Raw genomic sequence first — 18,930 nt, forward strand, 5'->3', positions numbered from 1 at the left:
GGAAAGGTGAGTGGAGCGGAAAAAATCAGGGAACCATTCACTTTATTAATGCAAAATTTCGGCAGGATGGAGGGGAGTCGCTTTCTTCGCCTATCGGGAGGGAAAAAAGCTTTTCCTTCGTGACATTTATCCCCGGATTTCACCGGCTTGATTGGGATTAAATCGATTGCAAAAAATTTGTAAACCCGATAGCTCATACTCAAGCCAATCGCTGATCCTTCAAAATCAGGAGTCCCAATCCAATCATTCCCAGGAATTGTGGGTATGACTTTTGCCTTCCCTTCTGTTTCCCCGATGAGTTTGCTCAACATTATTCTTGACAAAAGTTTACGTTTTTTAAAAAATCAAATATTGCCAAAACTCCATTTTTGAGGTAAGGGTCTAATTCTTTAGAATAGGTTAAAAATAGTTGTTTTTTTGTGTCATTTGTTGCCGAAATTACAACGAGATATAGGATAGATTCTGTGAGAGAAGTTAAAAACTTTCTCTCTGTTTCAGTTAGCATTGGCCCTTCAGATGTCTCATTCAGATACAGTCGGTGCCGTGGTTCAACCCAATGATTTCAATACTGCAATCGGAAACCTAGCCGATTCAAGGTGTGTAAGGCTAGAACCGTTCTCTCAAAGGTTCTCGTTCCCGAGGAGAGATGATGGCGCTTCCCATTTCCCCATTGAAAGAGCCCAATCAGTTCAATGGATATTTTGCTGGATTGCTGCCAACGGTTCAGACCCAAAAAGTGCCGCATTGCCCAAGGGAAGAACGGTATTCAGGAGACTGTCTGAATGTGGACTGCAGCCAGATTCTCCCCCGTTCAGAGGCAACCTGAACGGACCCTCAGTTTCCTCAACCTCTTGCACCGGCAGCCCAGCCCGACCCAATCGGGTGAGTCCACAGGTTCCCGGACTGACTTCTTCCCAGAAGCCAAAGGCAGGAAAACTCGCTTAATTGTGCAATCTACACCGACTCTAGCCCAATCCTGCCTCCCGATTTCTCTATCCCAAACCCATAGCGTGAGACGACGACCCATGCAAAACCTAGAAGGCAGCATTTGCGGGATTCTTGGCTTGTGCCAAGACATCAGCAAACGGGAATCCAGCAAAGAACTCATGAACCCAAGCCGCGCCTCTGTTTTACAACAACTGACCCTCGGTGTTGCACAAGCTGAGGATTTTGACACCGCATTAAGCTTGGCCCTGCGCCGGGTCTGCGAAATCGCCGGATGGGATTATGGAGAAGCTTGGGCCTTCAATTCTGAAGGTGGATACCTACAATGTAGCCCCGCATGGTACGCGGGAAGAATCAATGCCCTTGGGCGACCCTTTCCAGAGATTAAAAAATTCCGCCAACAAAGCGAAAGCCTCACGTTTTTCCCCGGAATCGGTTTACCCGGAAGGGTCTGGGTTCAACAACAGCCGGAATGGGCCAAAGATGTATCAGAACTGCCCCAGGCCATTTTTCATCGGGCGAAACTCGCCCGCAAACTGGGCATTAAAGCGGCCCTGGGGGTGCCGATTCTCGCCAATGACGAAATTCTCACGGTCCTTGTGTTCTTTATGGTGGAGTCCCACCCAGAAGATCGCGGGATCGTTGAATTAGTCTCGGAAATTCTCAGAGGACTAGGATCCGCGCTGTTCCAGAAACGCTCAGAAGAAGCCTTACGAAAAGCAGAACAAAAATATCGGAATATTTTTGAGCGTTCCATTGAAGGAATGTTTCAAAGTAACCCGTCTGGGGAATACCTCCTGGTCAACTCGACGTTAGCCCATATTTATGGCTACGAATCCCCAGCAGAAGTGATTAATTCGATTCGGGATATCCAACATCAACTTTATGTGGATCCTTTGCGACGGACTGAACTCCATTACTTGTTACAAGAAAAAGATGCGGTGTGGGACTTCCAATCCCAGTGCTATCGCAAAGATGGCAGCATCATTTGGATTTCTGAAAATGCGCGGACGATCCGGGATGCCAATGGCAAAATCATTGCTTATGAAGGCACCGTAAAAGATATTACCGATCGCAAACAAGCAGAAGAACGGTTTGCGGCTTTGGTGCAGAACTCCTCAGACACGATCGCCATTTTGTCCGCAGAGGGCCGGATTTTATATGGATCTCCCTCCCTCGATCGCATTTTAGGATATCAACCCGATAGCTTACTCGGTCACTGCCTCCTGGATTATGTCCATCCCGAAGATGTGGCAATGGTTCGAGAGGTACTCATGCCTAGACCCAAAGCAGCTACAGGAACGCGATCGCTACACTCCTGCAAATTTAACAACCCGCACCCCTCGAAAATCATGGCAGATTTTTCTCCCGTCACCTTGAACAGTCGTCCGGACTTCTCCTTAAAACCCATTGAGTATCGGTTTCGCCATGCCGATGGAACTTGGGTTTACTTAGAATCTGTAACCAATAATCGCCTGGATGATCCCAGTATCCAAGGAATTGTCGTCAATTCGCGGGATATCACCCAACGCAAAGAAGCGGAAGAACAACTTCATCAGCGACTCGCGATCGAAGCGGCATTATCTCAGATTTCCCGGTTGTTCGTCTCCACTAGAGAACCCAACTTTAATAAAATCCTCGCCCGAGTTGGCATTGCTGCTGGGGTTGAACGGGCTTATATTTTTGAATTTGACGATCGCCTGAGTGAATTTAGCAATACTTATGAATGGTGTTCCACTGCGGCGATCGCCCAAATCCCGAACCGCCAAAACCTGCAATCTGCTGATTTCCCCTGGTTGATGGACCAACTCACGGTTTTAGAAATCGTAGATGTCTGTAATGTTGAATGGCTACCGAAAGCCGCCCATGCCGAAAAAGCCTTCTTCCTCTCTCAAAATATCCAATCTCTGCTGATTGTCCCCCTGATTTCCCAGGAAGAACGATTAGTCGGATTTCTAGGATTTGACGATCGCCAAGTCCAACCCCATTGGTCCGCCAGCCATGCTCAACTCCTGCGGGTCATTGCTCAAATGCTCTCCAGTTATTATCAACGCAAGCAAACTGAAGAAGCCCTGCGGCAGGCGGAACGCAAATATCGCAGCATTTTTGAAAATGCGGTAGAGGGGATTTTTCAAACGACTCCCAGTGGTCAATATCTCACCGCTAATCCCATGTTAGCCTCCATCTACGGATATGATTCCCCAGAAGAATTAATCGAAGTCTTGACCGATATTGAGCATCAACTCTATGTGCATCCCCAGCGTCGGTCCGAGTTTCGCCGCTTGTTACAGGAACAAGAGACCGTTTGGGGCTTTGAATCCCAGGTTTATCGACGAGATCGCCGCATCATCTGGATTTCTGAATGTGCGCGGACCATTCGCGATAGCAACGGTGAAATCATCGGTTATGAGGGCACCGTAGTCGATATCACCCAGCGCAAACAAGCTGAGGCAGAACTGCACCAACGGGACAACTTATTGCTGGGGGTCGCCCAAGCGATGAATCATTTGCTGATCAATACCAACACCGCTCAAGCGGCATTAGATGCCCTTGCTACCCTAGGACAGGCGGCAGGGGTCGATCGCGTTTATATTTGTGAGTTATCTAATCCCGCCACAGCCTATAACTTCGGCAGTCCGTCCGAATCTCACCCGACCCTTTCCTCTTGTTTCGACTGTGCCTCGCGGGAACATTGTCCCATGTGGATTCGGTTTGAGTGGACCCGAACTCCCCAGGTGGGTTTGAAAAAAGGAGCTTGTTCCGTCGTCCACTTGCGCTCCAGCCTTTTGGATACATTGTTAGTCGGTGAAACCGTGAGTTTGCTGGCCCAGAACTTGAATCAAACCGAGCAAAAATTGTTTGCCGAAGAGGGCACGCGATCGAGTTTGATGGTGCCGATCCTGGTGAATAATGAATTTTGGGGATACATTGGGTTTGATGACATTCAGATTGATCGACCCTGGTCCAAAAGCGAAGTCTCGATTTTAAGTGCGATCGCCGCTAGTATAGGCGGGGCATTGCAGCGTCATCACCAAGAGGAAATGATTCGCCATCAAGCCTATCATGACCGTCTCACTGGGTTACCCAATCGGCAATTATTGGATGAACGGCTGCCGATGGCGATCGAAATTGCCAAACAGGAACAAGAGCAACTGGCCGTGATGTTTCTGGACCTCGATCGATTTAAAATCATTAACGATACCCTGGGTCATGCTGTCGGCGATGAACTCCTCCAAACCGCTGCCTTACGCCTGCGAAGTTGTCTGCGTGATAGTGATATCATTGTCCGCTGGGGCGGGGATGAATTTATCCTATTATTAGAAGGAATTACCAGTACAGAAGATGCCGCGCAGATTGCCCAAAGGCTGCTGGAATGTCTACGTCCGGCTTTTGAAATTGAAGGCAATCAACTCTATATTACAGGTAGTATTGGGATGGCGCTTTATCCCCAGGATGGAAGCGACCCCGAAACCTTAATTAAAAATGCTGATACAGCCCTTTATCGGGTCAAAGAACAGGGCCGAAATAACTACCAGATTTACTCTCCCGCCATGACTTCTGAAGCTTCCGAGTTACTGGTTCTGGACAATTCACTCCATGAAGCTTTAAAACGAGAAGAGTTTTTTTTGGAATTCCAACCCCAGGTAAATTTCAAAACTGGCGCAGTTGTCGGGATGGAAGCCTTAGTAAGGTGGCAACACCCTCACTTGGGATTAGTTCCTCCCCATACCTTTATTCCGATCGCCGAAGACAATTGTGAGATTATCAAATTAGGCTGGTGGGTATTGCAACGGGCGATCGTCCAAAATAAAGCATGGCAGGATAGCGGATTACCTCCGATTCGGATGATGGTGAATCTCTCCACTCGGGAATTCCACCATCCTGATTTAGTCGAAATCGTCTCCCAAATGCTCGCAGAGGCGAAGCTAGACCCCCATTGGTTAGGATTAGAAATCACCGAAACCACCGCTATGCATGATCCGAACTTAACCGATAGCATCTTACGGCAGTTTCGCACAATGGGAATTTCCACGGCGATCGATGATTTTGGGATTGGATATGGTTCTCTAAATTATCTGAAAAAATTTTGCTTCCAAACTCTAAAAATTGACAAGTCTTTTGTCTGGGATATCGCCCTTAATGCCAAAGAAGCGGCGATCGTCTCAGCGATTATTACCCTAGGACAAAAGCTGAATATGAGTGTAGTTGCGGAAGGAGTCGAAACGACAGTTCAGCGAGATTGTTTAATGAATCTCAACTGCTATGAAATGCAGGGATACTTGTTTAGTCCTCCCCTAGGTGCGGAAGATGCTACCCAACTGCTGGAACAATCCCACGGACTGCTATAAAAGACCAACGAGGGCGATCGCTTTGAGCTTACATTGGGATTCTCTAAATCCCCCTGTAGGAGCAATTAATACAGTTGCCCTCCTGCTTCAAAGTCTCAATACTGTGTCCTACCCCGGGAACATCAATGGTATCCTAAGCATTAAGCGATCGCCACTTAACTTGCACCCCAAAAATTGCGATCGCTCGTTACGTTATTAGCGCATTGCCTATTATGCGTAACGCTCTTGTTGTTTAAAATAGTGATAAAGATTCGCCACTGTCAAATCGGGTACTTCTTGCCAATTTGAGGGTGCTAAAGCCGGATATCCCGTAGCATTGGCGCGCTGGAACACATAAGATTCATGATGTTGACGCAATTCCGGTTTCACAATAAAGCGAAGTTGATCCCGCAGGGAATCATAATGAGATTTTTGCTTTAATGTTTCATAGAGGGACAATTCCACAGGCGGTTCAGCCGGATTATTGATATTTTCTGTCGCGGCTGAACTCTCCTCAGCGGGTAATTCTAGGCTGGCTAATTCTTGGAGTTCCGAGGGCGATAGACTTTTCATCCAATCCACTTGGTTTTGCCAAGATTCTAATAAGGGTAAATCTTGGGTATGAATCCGCATGACTTCCGGAAACAGAAAATCGAGTTCATTGTCACATTCGCAGCGATCGATAATTTGGAGAGAACTGTCTCGGATTTTTTTGCGTAAATCAGATAGGCGAGCACTCACCACTTGATGCTCCTCTCGGATCTGGTAAATTGTAGTAATTGTTTGGTCAATCACCCAACTACATTCCATCCGGCGCAGTTGTCCCGCCGCCGAAGTCTGTTGGTATAAAGCCGGATTGTTATAATTTGCTAGAGCATCATATAACGTATTTTCCACCCCAAAAAGAGCTTCTCTTCTTGAATTGGAGTCTTCTAACTTTAAGGCATATTCTAGCCTTTTGATTCCTTCGATAAATTTTCCATAAGACACGGATAAAATCGTCTGATGATGTTTAAATTCAATATCTTCAGACATTCGGTCAATGCGTTGAAGAATTTCTTGACTCTGGTCATGCAATGCGCGTTTTATGTCAATAAAACCGTCTTTGACTTCTAACCGGAGTTGCTTAATATCTTCCCGCAACTTCAAAGTTTGCCAAATGTTAAACGCTGACAATCCTACTCCGGCTACCGTACCCACTCCAATCAAAGCTGTACTCGCTTGCAATAGGGCTACAGTGTTTAGCACATCATTAAGCATACTGTAGGTTTTCTGAAAACCGAGATGGGTTTGAGCCATTTGCATCCCAGTTAATCCTATTTGTAGGGGTGCGAATGATAAAAATGGCTGCGCTGTCACCCCAACGGCATGAGCAACAAATTGACCCGTTGCCGTGTCTCGTGCCATCCCAAGTGCAACCCCTGCACCATTCTTGACGACTTCATAGGCTCCAGAGGCGATCGCTGCCTGAACGCTGGGAGGAAAGACGAATATCATAATTTTTACCAAATTGGGGTAGATTTAGTGATCATTGTTTTATTATAATCGTTATGAGTAATAAGGAAAAGCTCTGATATGAATGAATACTTGGCGACCTTTCATGCTACTAACGAGGCTATCGATCAGATTGGGAGCGATCAGTCACGTTCGTTAGAGATCAAGAACTCAGCAAAACAGCTATCTGAATCGCTACAGCCCTGTTTTGAGGAGTTACGGCAATCGGCAGCGAGACTCCAAGGCTTGACCCAAGTTTGTGTCACGGATTTGGAAGGTGCTAATGATGTTTGGTTGAGCAAACCCTGGATTAGTCAAGCACCTAGACCGGAAATTTGGGAACAAGTGGGCGAACTCAGTGGATGCAATTTCAGAATTCGTCACTTAGGTGAGCAATCCAGACTTGAAGTTGTTACAAAAATTCACGAAATTTGGAGTAAAAAGGCGACTCAACTCCGTAATAAATGGTTTTTTGATGACAAAAAGAAGGAATTCAAAAAATCAATTAATGTCTTTGAAAAAGATAGTTTGCTTAAGGAGCTGCGTTTGGACCTAGAAGGCTTGAACGCAAATTTTATAGAAATTACCCAAGCGGGGTTAAAGCTAATTTTTCAACAAGTGGAATCCATTACGGCTGATACTCTAAATGATTGTATCACTCGCCTAGACCAACGCAGTAAAGAAAAATGGCAAGCGCAGATTAACTCAACGGAGAGCAAGGTTGAACAGAAGTTCAGCGAACCCACGAAAGATTTACCAAATGGTCTTCGCGATTTTACCGAGATTTATAATGAAGAGTTAAATAATTTCGGCAACCAAAATAGGCTTGGCATGAATTTGGACGGGTTAGAAAAATTTTGCGAAAAGTTTTTTCCCGTTTTGGAAGAAATGATTAAAGCCGTGTTTAGCGATCGCATCCAAGTCGCGCTTGAGGCGATCGAAGAACGTATGGCCTTCTATAACGAATTGCTCGAAAAGCAGGAACGATACCAGCAGGAAACCCCGGAACAACGGGAGGCGGAAAAGGCATGGATCAATGAACAACGCCAGAAAATCCAGGAGGTCCGACAGGGTATAGAAGCAATTCTGGCTTAGAGAATTGCCTGGTAAATGCGATATAAGATTTAGATAATTCTTTGCGGAGTGGGAGCATCTTGCTCCCACTCCGCACTTCCTATCCCAATGATTTAGACGCCCTACAATTGCCGCAAAAAGCGTAAATCACTGCTATAAACTCGGCGAATATCATCAATTTGATACAACACCATCGCGAACCGTTCCACCCCAAATCCAGCGGCAAATCCTGTATAAACCTCCGGATCATAACCCACCGCTTTTAACACATTTGGGTCAACGGTGCCGCATCCTAACACTTCCAACCATTTCCCTTTCCACTGCACATCCACCTCAGCAGAAGGTTCCGTAAACGGGAAATAACTGGGACGGAAGCGCAAGGGTAAATCTTCCCCAAACATTTGGCGGACAAACTCTTTCAACGTCCCTTTGAGGTCCGTGAAGGTAATTCCCTTATCTATAGCCAAAATTTCAATCTGATGGAACACTGCCGCATGAGTGGCATCCACCGTATCCCGGCGATACACCCGCCCAGGGGCCACAATCCGCACCGGAGGCTCATGGTTTTCCATGTAGCGAATCTGCACCGGCGAGGTATGAGTCCGCAGCAGGTTCCCATCGGGGAGATAGAACGTATCCTGCATATCCCGCGCCGGATGGTCTTGAGGCGTATTCAGGGCCTCGAAATTATAATAGTCCGTTTCCATTTCCGGTCCCGTGGCGACGGTGTACCCCATCCCCACAAAAATATCGATCGCCCGGTCAATCACCGCATTCAAAGGGTGAATCCGACCCTGGGGACGATAGACTCCCGGCATCGTCACATCCAGCGTTTCTGCCGCGAGTTGCTGTTGAATTTGGGCTTTGAGTAAATCCTGATTCCGCCCTTCCAGTTGGCCTTGCAGCGCTTCCTTGACCTCATTGGCAAGAGAACCAATTCGGGGTCGGTCTGCGGCATCTAGTTTTCCCATGCCTCGCAAGATTTGAGAAAGCTGCCCTTTTTTGCCCAGATAGTTGACTCGCAGTTGTTCGAGTTCATCCAGGGTATTCACCGAGGCGACTGCCCCCACTGCGTCCTGACGCAGGTTTTCTAGTTGGTTCTCTAAATCACTAAGCTGAGTAGTCATGCTGCAACGAGTGTTAATCCATAGTTCCCGCCATGACGAGTTTAGCGCAAAGGGTTACCCCGAATCAGCCGAGAGCAGCAGTACCGGAGGATGTCCTCACTTCCGGTCCCCTCCCCTTGGCAAGGGGAGGGTTAGGGTGAGGTCCCTCTTAGGCGATCGCGCGTCACGAAGAAAAAGGTTTCCCAACTTCCATACAGGCGCGATCGCCTCCTTATGAGTGCTTGAGGTGGCGATCGCCAGGTCAGAAGAACCCCACCCTAGCCCTCCCCTTGCTAAGGGGAGGGGACCGGAGGTGTAGCGATCGCCTGCAAGAGGACCCCACCCTAACCCTCCCCTTGCCAAGGGGAGGGGACCGGAGGTGGAGCGATCGCCATATCACGGAAACCCCACCCTAGCCCTCCCCAAGACACAGGCGAGGGGACCGGAGGGAGGTGCAGTTGGGGCCAGGGCTGAAATCAAGCTGATGGACTGCACCCTGAACCGTTCCCAATTGCACTTCGTGGGATCTGGCACAATGAAAGATGTCCACTTGCGTTCAATGAACTGATGACCATCGTCCTATCCTTTGCAGACATTGCCCGGTATCGGTCTGAATTAGCCAATTATCCTGATGCACTCGTTGCCTTAGATGCGATCGAGGATTGTGAGGGCGATATAGAGGATGCGGCGATCGGGCTGGCGATTCAGGCCGGACAAGAACCGGATACCTCGGAACGGTGGTTAGAGGGGGTTGCCAAACGATGCCGCGCTTTTCTGTGTGAAGCTGAGAACAGCGCCGCGTTAGAGGCGGGTAACCTCAATCAAATCATGGAATCCCTGACCCAATCTCGTCTCTGTCCGCCCATCTTAGCAACCCCTGTGATTATTTTCGTGTTGGAAACGGGGGTAGAAACCTTTTGTGAACCCCTGAATTATAAACTCTCATCGGAGTAGAAAAATAGGAGTTTTCTTGGGGAATATTTTATCAGAATTGAATCGATTTTTTCTAGGATTGAATTGTTCAAAACTGATTCGGGGACTGGCCCAATTCACCCCGAAACTTCCCATCCTACCCATTGATCTTGAAATTGAGGCAAGATGATACAGATAGGTTGTTGTTGGTTTTCTTTTCCGGAATGAAACTTTTAATTAGTAATGACGATGGCATTTATGCCCCTGGGGTTTATGCTTTGGCCCAGGCTCTTCAGGGTGCGAACCATGAGGTGACGGTAGTTTGTCCCGATCGCGAACGTTCTGCTACAGGACATGGATTAACCATGCACCATCCCATCCGCGCTGAGGTGGTGGAATCGGTGTTTGACCCCCGAATCAAAGCCTGGGCTTGTTCAGGGACCCCGGCAGATTGCGTGAAATTGGCGCTGTGGGCTTTATTAGACAGTCCCCCGGATTTTGTCCTCTCTGGAATTAACCGAGGGCAAAATTTGGGGACGGATATTCTCTACTCCGGGACCGTCTCTGCGGCAATGGAAGGCACTATCGAAGGCATTCCCAGTATTGCCTTTAGTCTGGCGAGTTATGGGTCCCACGATTTCCAACCGGCGGCAGAATTTGCCGTGTCTTTGATAGGATTTTTGGAAAAAAACCCGTTACCGGCGTCTATGTTACTCAATGTCAATATTCCCCCAGGACCCGCAGAGAAATTTGCAGGGGTGGCCCTGACTCGTCAAGGGATTCGCCGCTATGTGGATATTTTTGAAAAGCGGATTGACCCTCGGGGGAAAACCTATTATTGGTTAGCCGGGGAAGTGTTAGAAGAGGTGGAACAGACTCTGGACCCGGAATTCGGGGTGACATTACCCACGGATGTGGATGCCATTCGTAAAAATTACATTACCCTGACACCCCTCCATTACAATTTGACCTCTCCGGTGGGGGTGGAGTTGTTGCAGGGATGGAAATTTCCGTTGAAATAACGGGGGTGAGTCGGGAGTTGTGGGGGTGAATGCCGGACGTGATAGCCGGTTATGGAATAAGGGAATGCTGTTAGAGAGGCGATCGCTATCCCTGTGGAAGCTGCGTCAACTTTATGAAGTTAGGTAAAACCCGATTGATTGTAAAGTTTTGTAATCCCTGGACGAACATCCGGTTGATCCCTGATGGTTAAGGCTAAATTTCTTTGAAAATAGGGCAGCGATCGCGTGCTGATGTATTGAGATATATGACAGCAGATTTACGCGACAAAGAAAAGCACAGTAGACTAAGAATTAAAGAACCAAAGCTATCCCACTCCATTCCTCTTCTCGCCCATCCGAAGCGGTGAAGGGAGTAGCAAAAGAGCGGGATAACTCCGGCAAGCCCAGAGCTTGCCTTGACCACCAAAGCGACGCCACTGGTGTTGTGTTGACCACAATTGATCCATTACGGTTTTGGGAAAACGGGAAAGTCGAATGAACGCGCATATCTTCGAGAGTCACTCTGTCTTATGCCCCGTATGCAATCGCTCTGGACACAGAAATCCAGGAGAGATTTTAGGCGGACTCTATACCTGCCCGCATTGTCAAGCTCGATTAGTGATTAGTTGGAGCGGTCATTACGTTAGAGACCCCTTCACCTTTAAACAATTGTCCGTGTCGCGGCTGTTGCGACGTCAGAGCAGCCCAGTGGCTCGTATTCTCAGGGATGTGGGAATTAAAAAACGCCCTTCAGTTTGGGCGGTGTTGGCGGGCCTAGTGGTGGCAGGTTTAACCTTTGTGACGATAGAAAATTGGAATGGCGAGTTTCAATTGCCGGGGCAGTTTATGGAAGAAAGTGGGGAGGTTCGGGAATCATTGCCCGAGTCTGGGGAATGACTCCTAATTCTGGGGATGGGTCCAGCACAACTCCCCGACTTCACTACAGTCATTGGTCATTAGTCATTAGTCATTGGTCATTCACTGCGATCGCCCCAAGTTTGAGAGTTTGGGGCGACTATTTTCTCATGATTTACTTACGGTGACTGCCGAGTGACCAGCAGCCAACCTTCATTGGCATTTTGAATCAAACTCGGACCGAGGTCAAGGGCCTCTAGGGTCGGGCGATCCACCAGGAAATAGGGCTGCTTCTGTTCCCGCCAATACTGTTGCAGTTCGTCTGGGGTAGCGGGAATGACTAGGCGATCGCTATAAAAATTTAACGAAGGCCGATTATAGGGGAACGAGGTGTAAATCTTTTGACCGGGGGGAGTCTGTTGAGCGATCGCTTCAGCGACAGGTTTCACCGGATAGGCTTCATTCAGTTCCCAAATCCAATGGGGAGACACCACGAATAAACAGAGAGAAACGAACATCCCCCAGAACAAAATCAGCACAAATTGTCGGTCCTGGTGATAAATCAGCAATGCTGCCAGACTCAGGGTTAACGCTACAGCAATTAACAACACCGGCAAATAGGTCCCATAGCTGGGTTCCATCACCCCCAAATAAAAGCTACCGCCCCACAAAAGGACTGCGATCGTACCGAGAATCCCAATCCAAGCCACGGGATACAGAGGGTCCCGGGTGAAGGGTTCCGCCGTCTTGCGATCGGCCCAAACTTGAGCCAGTTTTGCACCACAAGCAAGGGCAATTGCCGGATAAAGGGGTAAGACATACCAAGGCAATTTAGTCCCCATTACCGTGATCGCCACAAAATAGACACTGGTCCAAACCCCAATTAATTTGGCCCAACTTAAGGTGCGATTTTCCCAAGCTAACTGTAACCCTTGGGGTAAAAACAACAACCAAGGCCAGGAATATTTCAACACTTCTAAGACATAGTACCAGGGCGGACCCGCATTGCTTTCCACAGGTTGCCAAACCCGTTGTAAAGACTGGATGCCAAAATGGGCGGAGAGAAAGGCATCCCCATAATGCTGCCATTGCGCCACATACCAGAGGGTAACCGGGGTCATTCCCAGGGCGATACCAATCCACAGATACCAAGAACGGAGGAGGCGAGGGGTATCCCAGAGGGTAAAGGCAAAGGCGATCGTGCCGAGTAAGACTCCCATCATGCCTTTAGTCATGCAAATCAAACCTAAACCGATGCCGACTCCTAGACCCCAGCGCAAATTCCGACGCGATCGCAGCAGACACCAGAGCATTAATAAGAAAAAGCATTGCACCCCCCCATCCAGCATCGCGAGACGTCCGTGACGGACCACCGGCAAGAGGGTGAGATAGACGAGGGCCGAAAAAATAGCAGGCGATCGCAACCGAAACACTTCCCGCGCAATGCCATACAGCAACGGCACCGATAACGCCGAAAGCATCGCCCCAGGTAACCGCGTCGTCCATTCATTCACCCCCCCGAAAAGATACGCCCATGCAATCAGCAAATGCATGAGGGGTGGTTTATTAAAATAGGGTTCTCCTGCACTCGTCGGATAGAGCCAATCTAACGACCCTTGGTAAATATCCCGAGCGACCCCAGCAACAATCCCTTCATCCCAGTCTCGTAACGGGAGAATGCCGAGATCCATCTGATAGAGGAGAATCGCAGCGATCAGGAGCAGGAGGACCCAGAGCTGTTCGCCCCAATGGCGGGTCCGAATTGTTTTCTCATTTGACTCGTGCAGGGTGAAAATTTCCTGGTACATGGTGTTTTAAGAGCAACCAGAGCAAAGACGGCGTTTCGGCAGTTGGGGGTAGTGGCAACTGGGAGCAATCCCCTTGAGCGGTTCAAACCCTTCAGAAGCGGACCCTCTCCAAACCGTGCAAGGTTTAAAGAATTTTAACGGATTTTGATTGGACCCCGAAGTTCCGGGTCAACTGGTTTCAGAGTTCCCCATCCCTACTCGCAAATCTAACATTCCAAACTGGATTTTTTAAAATTGTCAACAGTCCCGAGGGGGAGATGGGGGGATGGGGAGGATGGGGGAGATGGGGAGGATGGGGAGGATGGGGAGGATGGGGGAGATTAACAGCGCTTCCGGTCCCCTCCCCTTGGCAAGGGGAGGGTTAGGGTGGGGTCCTCTTGCAGGCGATCCCCTGCAAGAGGAATGGGTGGGTAGAGGGTCCTCGTGAGGTGCGATCGCTGTTCACGAAGAAGAGGTTTCTCCAGCCTCCATACAGGCCCTTAAAAAGAGGACGTGACGTGGCTTGCGCCACGTCACGAGGACCCCACCCTAACCCTCCCCTTGCCAAGGGGAGGGGACCGGAAGTGCTGTTAATCTCAGCTAAATCACCATCCTCCCCATCCACCCCATCTCCCCCATCCTCCCCATCTCCCCCATCCACCCCATCTCCCCCATCTCCCCCATCCTCCCCATCAAATGCCTTGCTATTTTTGTAATTTGTCCGATTTTTTAAGAGTCGGTCCGTATAGTAATCGATGACAAACTTTAAACAAGTTGAGTCAGTCCTGCATTTACCTGAATGATAATTCATCATGAACATTCCTTTTATTTTAGACCTTGCCATCGGGCTAATTTTTGTTTATTTGATTCTGAGCTTACTGGCGTCAGAAATTCAAGAACTGATCACCACCCTGCTTCAGTGGAGAGCCGAACATTTAAAAAAATCGATTGAAGTGATGATGGGCGGCACTAAAGAAAGTGAAGAAAGCCGAAAAGCTCGACTTCTTGCCAATGCACTGTATGCTCACCCCTTAATCAAAGACCTCAATCAAGAGGCTAAAGGAGCTTTAGCCCAAGGATTCCGAAAAATCAGTTCTGGCTTGTTTAAAATTTATCAAAAAATGACCAATACCGAGAATGTGTTTGGAGAGAATGAAGGAGGACCTTCTTACATTCGTCCCGACTTTTTCGCGGTGACTCTTTTGGATATTTTAGGGATTGATAAAATCTCTCATGCTCTGAGTATTGCCCGAGTCGAAAAGTTTAAGCAAGAGCAGTTAAAGGAAATTGTAAGTTTAAGTAAAACTGCCAGCTTAAGTGAAGTTAATGCGGGTATTTTCACGAAAGAATTAAGGCGCTGCGGGCAGAATTTTAATGAACTGGTGACCCAATATTCTCAAGAAGAAATTACGTTAGCCATGTTCGTTGAATTAATGGAAGAACGGTTTAGATTATTTGTGGATAACTCTCGGCTGGCTTTTGCCGCCGAAGGGGAAGGGGAAAGTCTGGAGTTTTTGCTGGAGCGAATCAGTGCGATCGCCAAGCGAATTTATGGAGAGGCGGGCAAGAAGGTTTTGTTAAAAAATTTGAAGCCTGAGCCGCGAGAAATTATGGCGAGTTTGCCCCGGTATCGAGAAGTTTATCTGGAAATTCAAGAAATCTTTGAAGATAAAAATAGTCCGGCTTATCAAGGGATTGAAGCAGCCTTCAAAGAGTTAGAGAAAGTCATCGATTTATTGCCCGAATCTCTCAAGGAGAGTTTACGAGTCTTAGCGAAACGCGCTCAACAGAAGAACGAAGGGGTTCAAGATACGCTCAATACGTTTCAGCAAGAAATCGAAACATGGTTCGATCGCTCGATGGAACGGTCCTCGGGTGTGTACAAACGCAATGCCAGAGGGATTGCAATTCTCATCGGATGTCTGGTGGCTGCGATCGCTAATGCTGATACTATCTATATTGTGAGTAGCTTATCAAAAGACCCAGTTTTACGGGCAACTGTGACTCAAAATGCTCAGAGTATTGTCAATGCTCAACCGATTCGAGACCCCCGAGAATTAGAGGGGGTCAAAGCAGAACTCAGAAAATCCCTTCAGGATATCTCTTTACCCATTGGGTGGAGTGAAATTACCGTTAAAGAACAACGGATTCAAAATCGCCACTGGCGCGTTCCCTTTGTCAAGCAATTGGCAGGATGGTTAATCAGTGGGATTGCAATTTCAATGGGGTCAAGTTTTTGGTTTGATCTCATGGGTAAGATTGTGAATGTTCGCAATGCGGGGAAAGGGTCGGATTCCAGGGATGAGCACTCGTCGCGATCGGTGTAAGGGCATCGGTGCAAAAGAGCGGAGGTTTCACAACCTCCGCTCTTTTTTTGCGCTGACAGCATCCCCAAGTCTCATCTGGGGGAATTCAACCCAGGGTGCATCGCTGCAACCCTCACCCGCCGTCTCTTTCCCATAAAAAGAGAGAGACTTGGGATTGATCCCCCCTTTTGGAACCAGGGGTGTGGGGATCTGGACTATCCAGATCCCCATGAGGGGACAAGGTTCGACAACGGGAAACCCGTTCCAGACCCCTTCAATCTCCCTTGGGAATAAAATAGAAGGGTAAAAATTGATATAATTTGGAGTGTTGAGGTGACAGGGGGCTGTCCATAATGACCGATCGCATTCAAGAACTGGAAGACCAAAATCGTGAATTGGAGCAAAAAGTTGCTCAACTGACTCAACAATTAACGGATCAAGATCAACAGCTCCAAGATAGTGTACAAGAACTGCATCGACTGCAACAACATTTGCTACAAATGGAAAAAATGTCGATGCTAGGCCAAATGGTATCGGGAATTTCCCATGAAATTAATAATCCAATTAACTTTATTTATGGCAACTTACCCTACGTTGAGGAACACGTAGAAGATTTATTTAAAGTTTTGGAAGCGTATCAAGAAGGATACCCGGACAATGCGGAAGCGGTAGAGGAAATCTTAGAAGAGGTAGAACTCGATTACGTTCTGGAAGATTTGCCTCGAATTATGGGTTCCCTCAAAGTGGGTGCAGAACGGATTCGGGATTTGGTCCTGACCCTGCGGAATTTCTATCGTTTGGATGAACCGGATATGAAAGTTGCGGATATCCAAGAAGGATTGGAAAGTACCTTAGTCCTGCTGAATAATCGATATAAACAAAATATTGAGGTAGTTTGTGAATTTGGAAAACTTCCCAAAATAGAATGTTATATTAATCAGCTTAATCAGGTTTTTATGAATTTGATTAATAATGCGATCGACGCCCTGGAAGAACCAGAAAATTCAGGAAGTTCTGGGGGAGAGAAGCTCGAACGAAAACCGGGAAAACGAAAAATTATTATTACCACGGAAACTTTAGAAAATAATCGAGTTGCTATTACCATTTCCGATAATGGTCCCGGAATGGTCCCGGATGTCGAAAATCGGGTTTTTGAACCATTTTTTACCACAAAAGCAATGGGAGTGGGAACGGGATTAGGTTTATCGATTTCTAAGAAAATTATTGAAGAAAACCATCACGGCCAGATTATCTGTACTTCCCAACCCAACGAAGGCAGTACCTTTCGGATAGAACTACCGGTGTCTCAACCCAAGGAAGCTGAAGAAGGAGCGGAGTCAGAAAAACCGGCAGTTCAGGTTTAAGCTCTGGGTTTAGGAAGCGTTAGAAACCGGCTTTGTTGAGGAAATATGGAGTTTTTGAACCCAGTTGTTTGTCCTATTTCATCTAACCCTAACCCCTAGAAAATAAAGATGATTTTCAACTGCCATGCTTTACCTTGGCGGTGGATTTCGATTTGGCGAATGAATTCCCGAAAGTAAAATCGCCGTTCGGTTTCGGATAAATCCAGCCAAAATTGAGGGAGAGAAACAGCTTGGGCGGTTTCGCGCAAGTTGACGGGGGGGAGTTGTGCGAGTTGACTTTGGAGTTCAGAAATTTCTGTACTGAGTTTGTAACGGCGCAGATCGGCAGTTTCGGGATCTAAAATCCCGTCTTGGCGCAGTTGTGGGAGTTGGGTGAGAATTTGTTGCTTGGTTGCGATCGCCTCTTGAATCTGCTGTTTAACGCTGCCAATTTGACCCATTTCTAATCCCGCAACGGCGCGCGGCAACTCCTGACACACTTGAGCGATCGCCTGCTGTAAAATCGCTTCATAAGGAATCGCCCTACATTTCGGGTGTCGCACACAGTTTGTCGGACGCAAATATAAATACTCCCGCTTCCCCTGATGCGCCTTCGCTTGAGAAATAGCCATTGAGCAATAGCATTCCCCACAGACAACTAAACCCGCTAAAGAACGGGAGGCACTGGCGGTTCGAGGCGGCATTCGTTGATTCCGGCGCAGGAGACGATCCACTTGTGCCGCTTCCTCTCGGGAGACGATCGCTACATGAGTATTAGACAGCACTAACCCATTTTTATACGCTAAATCTCCCCGATAGGTGGGATTGGTTAACCATCGCCTCCCGGTTGTGACCGAAATTTTTTTGCTGTGTTTTCGCTCTAAATAGCGCACAGCACCGCGCAAAGACCCGTAGAGAAGAAATTGTTCAAAAAAGTCTTTAACCATAGCCGCAGCAGCGCGATCGAGGGCATAGCGGTCCTTACCGCGTCGATATCCAAAGGGTGCTTTTCCCGGTGGGGGAATCGATTGCAGGCGATTTTTAGCGTGTCCTTTGCGAATTTGGCGCGATCGTTGGACGCTTTCAATTTCTGATAGCAGTTTCAATAGTTCGCTGCGGGTGAGGGGGGTATCTAGGGTAGATGTGGCATTTTCAGTGGCTACAATTTGGATGTGGCGTTCTTCCAATTCTGCCATGCGATCGCAGACTTCTCGAACGGAGTCTCCCAGTTCTTCGATGCGCCGAATTAACAAATAATCGGCGGTTTCTTCTTGGCAATCTTTCAGGAGTTGTTGCAGGTGAGAACGAGTTCCTAAATCTCGATACACGCGATCGACTTCCCATCCCCAAATTGCTGGATCACTGGGCGATTCTAATAGGGGGTCACTATATAAATAGGCAATAATTTTCATTTACACCTGAGTCAATTCAATCACGTTCCCATCAGGGTCTTGGGTAAATAATGCCGCCCGTCCAGAGGCACTCATTTGAATTAAACAGTTATGGGCGAGTAGATGAGTTTTGGCGGCTTCTAAGTTAGTGACTCCCAAGGCAAAATGAGGATTCCGACCCAGTTTTTCCCGGTTATTTGGGACCAAATTGAGGGTTTCATCGACAATTAAATGCAGTTGAATCGGCCCAATTTGATACCAGACTCCGGCATAGCTAAAAGGGCGATCGACTTTTTTGAGTCCAAGGACGTTACTATAAAACTGTTCAGCCCGATGTAGGTCAGAAACTAAGATAGCAGTATGCAGATAAGGGGTAATTTCCATATTT

At 47.7% G+C, this 18,930-nt stretch carries 14 protein-coding genes; 8 read left to right on the plus strand and 6 right to left on the minus strand.

The features are described from left to right. Window positions 1-782 precede the first annotated feature (782 nt). Window positions 783-5,294: an EAL domain-containing protein gene (locus tag NG796_RS15535; RefSeq protein WP_261207763.1), complete on the plus strand. Its 4,512-nt coding sequence runs from the start codon at window positions 783-785 to the stop codon at window positions 5,292-5,294. After that, the gene (locus NG796_RS15540; protein WP_261207764.1) at window positions 5,254-5,493 is read left to right on the plus strand and encodes a hypothetical protein; all 240 of its coding nucleotides are present in this window, start codon (window positions 5,254-5,256) and stop codon (window positions 5,491-5,493) included. The genes NG796_RS15535 and NG796_RS15540 overlap by 41 nt, the downstream gene beginning before the upstream one ends. An 11-nt stretch (window positions 5,494-5,504) precedes the next feature. Here NG796_RS15540 and NG796_RS15545 read toward each other — a convergent pair whose 3' ends face one another. Next, window positions 5,505-6,770: a hypothetical protein gene (locus NG796_RS15545; protein ID WP_261207765.1), complete on the minus strand. Its 1,266-nt coding sequence runs from the start codon at window positions 6,768-6,770 to the stop codon at window positions 5,505-5,507. A 78-nt stretch (window positions 6,771-6,848) separates the two neighbouring features. On the opposite strand from NG796_RS15545, the gene NG796_RS15550 reads away from it, so the two are divergent. Further along, a complete protein-coding gene (locus NG796_RS15550) occupies window positions 6,849-7,862 on the plus strand; it encodes a hypothetical protein (protein WP_261207766.1) in 1,014 nt (337 codons plus the stop codon). 101 nt (window positions 7,863-7,963) lie between these two features. Here the strand turns inward: NG796_RS15550 and pheS are convergent, their stop codons facing one another. After that, the gene (pheS, locus tag NG796_RS15555) at window positions 7,964-8,968 is read right to left on the minus strand and encodes a phenylalanine--tRNA ligase subunit alpha (protein WP_261207767.1); all 1,005 of its coding nucleotides are present in this window, start codon (window positions 8,966-8,968) and stop codon (window positions 7,964-7,966) included. A gap of 546 nt (window positions 8,969-9,514) precedes the next feature. Here pheS and NG796_RS15560 point away from each other — a divergent pair. The 3 genes from NG796_RS15560 (at window position 9,515) to NG796_RS15570 (ending at window position 11,757) form a co-directional block, all read left to right on the plus strand. Beyond that, complete coding sequence (locus NG796_RS15560) at window positions 9,515-9,901, plus strand: hypothetical protein (protein WP_261207768.1); 387 nt, start codon at window positions 9,515-9,517, stop codon at window positions 9,899-9,901. A gap of 182 nt (window positions 9,902-10,083) precedes the next feature. Continuing rightward, entirely contained in the window at window positions 10,084-10,881 is a 798-nt protein-coding gene (gene surE, locus NG796_RS15565; RefSeq protein WP_261207769.1) for a 5'/3'-nucleotidase SurE, read from the plus strand. Window positions 10,882-11,355: 474 nt separating this feature from the next. Next, the gene (locus NG796_RS15570; protein ID WP_261207770.1) at window positions 11,356-11,757 is read left to right on the plus strand and encodes a transposase; all 402 of its coding nucleotides are present in this window, start codon (window positions 11,356-11,358) and stop codon (window positions 11,755-11,757) included. A 137-nt stretch (window positions 11,758-11,894) separates the two neighbouring features. On the opposite strand, the gene NG796_RS15575 is transcribed toward NG796_RS15570, so the two are convergent. Together NG796_RS15575 and NG796_RS15580 are read right to left on the minus strand one after the other, a co-directional pair. Continuing rightward, complete coding sequence (locus NG796_RS15575) at window positions 11,895-13,523, minus strand: ArnT family glycosyltransferase (RefSeq protein ID WP_261207771.1); 1,629 nt, start codon at window positions 13,521-13,523, stop codon at window positions 11,895-11,897. A 361-nt stretch (window positions 13,524-13,884) separates the two neighbouring features. Then, the gene (locus NG796_RS15580; RefSeq protein ID WP_261207772.1) at window positions 13,885-14,316 is read right to left on the minus strand and encodes a hypothetical protein; all 432 of its coding nucleotides are present in this window, start codon (window positions 14,314-14,316) and stop codon (window positions 13,885-13,887) included. Between NG796_RS15580 and NG796_RS15585 the strand changes: the two genes are divergently transcribed. Both NG796_RS15585 and NG796_RS15590 read left to right on the plus strand, forming a co-directional pair. Beyond that, window positions 14,315-15,829: a hypothetical protein gene (locus NG796_RS15585; protein ID WP_261207773.1), complete on the plus strand. Its 1,515-nt coding sequence runs from the start codon at window positions 14,315-14,317 to the stop codon at window positions 15,827-15,829. The genes NG796_RS15580 and NG796_RS15585 overlap by 2 nt on opposite strands. 332 nt (window positions 15,830-16,161) lie before the next feature. After that, on the plus strand, window positions 16,162-17,172 hold the full coding sequence (locus NG796_RS15590) for a sensor histidine kinase (protein WP_261207774.1): 1,011 nt from the start codon (window positions 16,162-16,164) through the stop codon (window positions 17,170-17,172). Between the two features lie 95 nt (window positions 17,173-17,267). On the opposite strand, the gene NG796_RS15595 is transcribed toward NG796_RS15590, so the two are convergent. Then, the gene (locus NG796_RS15595; protein ID WP_261207775.1) at window positions 17,268-18,563 is read right to left on the minus strand and encodes a recombinase family protein; all 1,296 of its coding nucleotides are present in this window, start codon (window positions 18,561-18,563) and stop codon (window positions 17,268-17,270) included. Beyond that, window positions 18,564-18,926 carry a VOC family protein gene (locus NG796_RS15600; protein ID WP_261207776.1) on the minus strand — a complete coding sequence of 121 codons (363 nt, stop codon included), beginning with the start codon at window positions 18,924-18,926 and terminating at the stop codon, window positions 18,564-18,566. Window positions 18,927-18,930: the final 4 nt, after the last annotated feature.

The organism is Laspinema sp. D2d (genome assembly GCF_025370755.1).
Classification (GTDB): domain Bacteria; phylum Cyanobacteriota; class Cyanobacteriia; order Cyanobacteriales; family Laspinemataceae; genus Laspinema.

What these genes read in the sequence shown, in the direction of transcription:
- NG796_RS15595 (WP_261207775.1), bottom strand. Translation starts at nt 18,563, where the DNA reads ATGAAAATTATTGCCTATTTATATAGTGACCCCCTATTAGAATCGCCC.
- NG796_RS15550 (WP_261207766.1), top strand. Translation starts at nt 6,849, where the DNA reads ATGAATGAATACTTGGCGACCTTTCATGCTACTAACGAGGCTATCGAT.
- NG796_RS15570 (WP_261207770.1), top strand. Translation starts at nt 11,356, where the DNA reads ATGAACGCGCATATCTTCGAGAGTCACTCTGTCTTATGCCCCGTATGC.
- NG796_RS15575 (WP_261207771.1), bottom strand. Translation starts at nt 13,523, where the DNA reads ATGTACCAGGAAATTTTCACCCTGCACGAGTCAAATGAGAAAACAATT.
- NG796_RS15545 (WP_261207765.1), bottom strand. Translation starts at nt 6,770, where the DNA reads ATGATATTCGTCTTTCCTCCCAGCGTTCAGGCAGCGATCGCCTCTGGA.
- NG796_RS15540 (WP_261207764.1), top strand. Translation starts at nt 5,254, where the DNA reads ATGCTACCCAACTGCTGGAACAATCCCACGGACTGCTATAAAAGACCA.
- NG796_RS15580 (WP_261207772.1), bottom strand. Translation starts at nt 14,316, where the DNA reads ATGATGAATTATCATTCAGGTAAATGCAGGACTGACTCAACTTGTTTA.
- NG796_RS15535 (WP_261207763.1), top strand. Translation starts at nt 783, where the DNA reads ATGTGGACTGCAGCCAGATTCTCCCCCGTTCAGAGGCAACCTGAACGG.
- NG796_RS15560 (WP_261207768.1), top strand. Translation starts at nt 9,515, where the DNA reads ATGACCATCGTCCTATCCTTTGCAGACATTGCCCGGTATCGGTCTGAA.
- surE (WP_261207769.1), top strand. Translation starts at nt 10,084, where the DNA reads ATGAAACTTTTAATTAGTAATGACGATGGCATTTATGCCCCTGGGGTT.
- NG796_RS15590 (WP_261207774.1), top strand. Translation starts at nt 16,162, where the DNA reads ATGACCGATCGCATTCAAGAACTGGAAGACCAAAATCGTGAATTGGAG.
- NG796_RS15600 (WP_261207776.1), bottom strand. Translation starts at nt 18,926, where the DNA reads ATGGAAATTACCCCTTATCTGCATACTGCTATCTTAGTTTCTGACCTA.
- pheS (WP_261207767.1), bottom strand. Translation starts at nt 8,968, where the DNA reads ATGACTACTCAGCTTAGTGATTTAGAGAACCAACTAGAAAACCTGCGT.
- NG796_RS15585 (WP_261207773.1), top strand. Translation starts at nt 14,315, where the DNA reads ATGAACATTCCTTTTATTTTAGACCTTGCCATCGGGCTAATTTTTGTT.